The organism is Parcubacteria group bacterium CG10_big_fil_rev_8_21_14_0_10_36_14, assembly GCA_002772895.1.
GTDB lineage: Bacteria > Patescibacteriota > Patescibacteriia.
Genome location: PFCS01000027.1, coordinates 3,744 through 6,201 on the forward strand (window position 1 = coordinate 3,744; position 2,458 = coordinate 6,201).

A 2,458-nucleotide genomic window follows, 5' to 3' on the forward strand; every position below is an offset into this window, starting at 1 on the left:
AACTATTATCGATGAATCGCATGTTACTATTCCGCAAATCGGCGGAATGTATGAGGGCGACGCTTCGCGGAAACGGACGCTTATTGAATATGGTTTTCGTCTACCGTCTGCAGCTGATAATCGTCCGCTAAGGTTTCCAGAATTTTTGTCGCGAACCGGACAGATGATTTTCACTTCTGCCACTCCGGGAAATTATGAAAAAGAAAATAGTTCGCAAACAGTAGAACAAATTATTCGTCCAACCGGACTTTTGGATCCAAAGATTACGATTTGTCCTATAACTGAAACGGAAAAAAATCTTTCGCAAGTTGATGACCTCCTAAAACGTATAAAAGAAAAAGTTGAAAAAGAGGAGCGTGTATTGGTGACAACTCTTACCAAAAAAATGGCAGAAGATTTATTTGAATATTTACATGAAGCAAAAATAAAAGCGAATTATATTCATAGCGATGTAAAAGCTTTGGATCGCATTAAAATTTTGACAGATTTCCGTAGAGGAAAGTTTGATTGTCTAGTCGGAGTAAATCTTCTTCGTGAAGGACTTGATTTGCCCGAGGTAACGATGGTGGCAATTTTGGATGCGGACAAAGAAGGATTTTTGCGGAGTGAAACTGCGCTTATCCAAACAATCGGCCGAGCGGCAAGAAATGTTCTGGGAGAAGTAATTCTTTACGCTGATAATATGACCGGCTCTATACGTCGGGCGTTTGATGAAACAAATCGCCGGCGTTCTTTGCAATTGGTATATAATAAGCGACACGGCATCACCCCGCAGACAATTATAAAAAATATTAAAAATATTTTGCCAGAAATAACAGAAACAGAAAAACAAGAAGATGCACCAATGAAGGGTAGAAGTAAAAAACAAATTATTTCTGAAAAAGAGCGTCAAATGAAAGAGGCGGCAAGTCGATTAGACTTTGAGACTGCGGCTATTTTACGCGACGAAATAAAAATTATAAAAAAAAACGACCTATGGGGTCGCGGGAGAAAGCGGTAGAGGGTAGGTGTTATTGAGCAAGGATCGATTTGAAATCAGAAGAAACTGGAGTGCATTGAAGCGGGTTGATATGAAAATGAGCGTTTAGTTGTTTTTGACGGTGTTTTTGGTTAGCGAATTCGAATGCGTCGATTTCATCGGGAGCTATAACAAGCTCAGAGAAGAGACACGTGGGGCAAAAAAATTGAAATTTTTTGTAGTGCTTGTTAAGAGAAACGAATGGTCGCTTTTCCTGTCTCTTTTTTATGATAATATATGCGATAGCTTGAAGCGAGTCGCTTCCGTCAAAATAGTGGCTGTCTGCGTTATTGCTCAAAGAGCAAGGCGTTTCTGTGTTGCTCATTGCGGATCTCCTGTTTTGCGCAGAAACCTTTGGGGCCTCTGCCAAATTGGAGTGCCCGCAAAGATCTGGGGTTTTAAAGCCTTTCCATCAACTTTTTGTAGCTTAATATATTTTTAAAAATTTGTCAAGCTCCTTAAAATAAGCTTTTAAAAAAAGCCCCATTTCAATGAAATAGGGCAACATACGAGAAAAAGGAAAGAACTAAAGGTCAAGGAGGTCGCTGGGATGCGACGGAACCGGAACGACGCGAAGCCGATGAGATGGGCAGTTGCAAGCGTTTTCACGCTTTTTTACGTTCATCAGCGCCTCTATTTCATTTCGGGCTTCAAACCCGCGGGTATCTTGCCAACAGCACTTGGTGCAAAAAGCGTGCCAAAGAGGCAATGATACGCGAAAAAGGCGGGCGATTTCTGGGGAAATGGTGACATGGGTGTTTTCTTTTGTGTGATTGATAGGGATGATGGAAATTGCTGTGGTTTGGGTGGTCATTGGTTTCTCCGTCGTTTGCAGGGTTTGTGAAGCGCCCTGTCAGACGACAGAGCGCTCGTTAAAGAGCTTATCATCACAGCCCCCTAAGGGGGCTGTGATGAATATAAGAATTTATCATATTTTAAAAAACTTGTCAAGTGCTATTTAAAGGAATAAAAAAAAGCCCCAACTCATTTGAGCGGGGCTGGGGGGGATAGGCTAACGCCTATTTTATGGGAAGGACGGTGGGCTTGCAGACGAACTGGTTGGCAACGCCGGGTGAGTCGTTCTGCCAGTAATGGTCGTGGAGCTTTTTGGCCTCGGTCGCCGCCTCTTCACTTGTGCTAGCGGTGATTCCGAGAACCTTGTTCGGCTCTCCTGGCCATCCACAGATACACCTTGCACCCCAGACAATCTTTCGAAAATGGTATTGCATTTCTTCTCCTTTGCGGGATTTTTATTCGGCCCTTGCGAGTTCACGAGCGCGCCATTGCGCTTCGTGGGTCTTGTTCATTTTTTCTCCCTGAGCGAAGAAACGTTCTGCTAACGCGTCCGGTCCGTCATCCATCTGGTGGAGGCTCATCGGCGCCTTTTCGCAAAGGCGCGCAATGTTGTTCAGTCCGGAGTCACTGAGCGCTTCTTCTATC

Annotated in this window: 4 protein-coding genes (1 of these 4 running past the window's edge); 2 read left to right on the top strand and 2 right to left on the bottom strand. The window is 43.7% G+C overall.

Annotated features, from left to right (window positions below; translation table 11 throughout):
* Together COU51_01825 and COU51_01830 are read left to right on the top strand one after the other, a co-directional pair.
* Nucleotides 1-1,000, top strand: the final stretch of a protein-coding gene (locus COU51_01825; GenBank protein ID PIR66837.1) for an excinuclease ABC subunit B. Its footprint begins 1,010 nt before the window's first position; the window shows 1,000 of its 2,010 coding nt (coding positions 1,011-2,010); the start codon falls outside the window, past its left edge; it ends in the stop codon at nucleotides 998-1,000.
* Nucleotides 1,001-1,100: 100 nt separating this feature from the next.
* Nucleotides 1,101-1,460, top strand: a complete 360-nt coding sequence (locus COU51_01830; protein PIR66816.1) for a hypothetical protein — start codon at nucleotides 1,101-1,103, stop codon at nucleotides 1,458-1,460.
* Between the two features lie 577 nt (nucleotides 1,461-2,037).
* Here COU51_01830 and COU51_01835 read toward each other — a convergent pair.
* Complete coding sequence (locus COU51_01835; GenBank protein ID PIR66817.1) at nucleotides 2,038-2,247, bottom strand: hypothetical protein; 210 nt, start codon at nucleotides 2,245-2,247, stop codon at nucleotides 2,038-2,040.
* A gap of 21 nt (nucleotides 2,248-2,268) precedes the next feature.
* Nucleotides 2,269-2,458 (bottom strand): hypothetical protein (locus COU51_01840; protein ID PIR66818.1); only part of this gene is annotated, 190 nt, incomplete at its 5' end.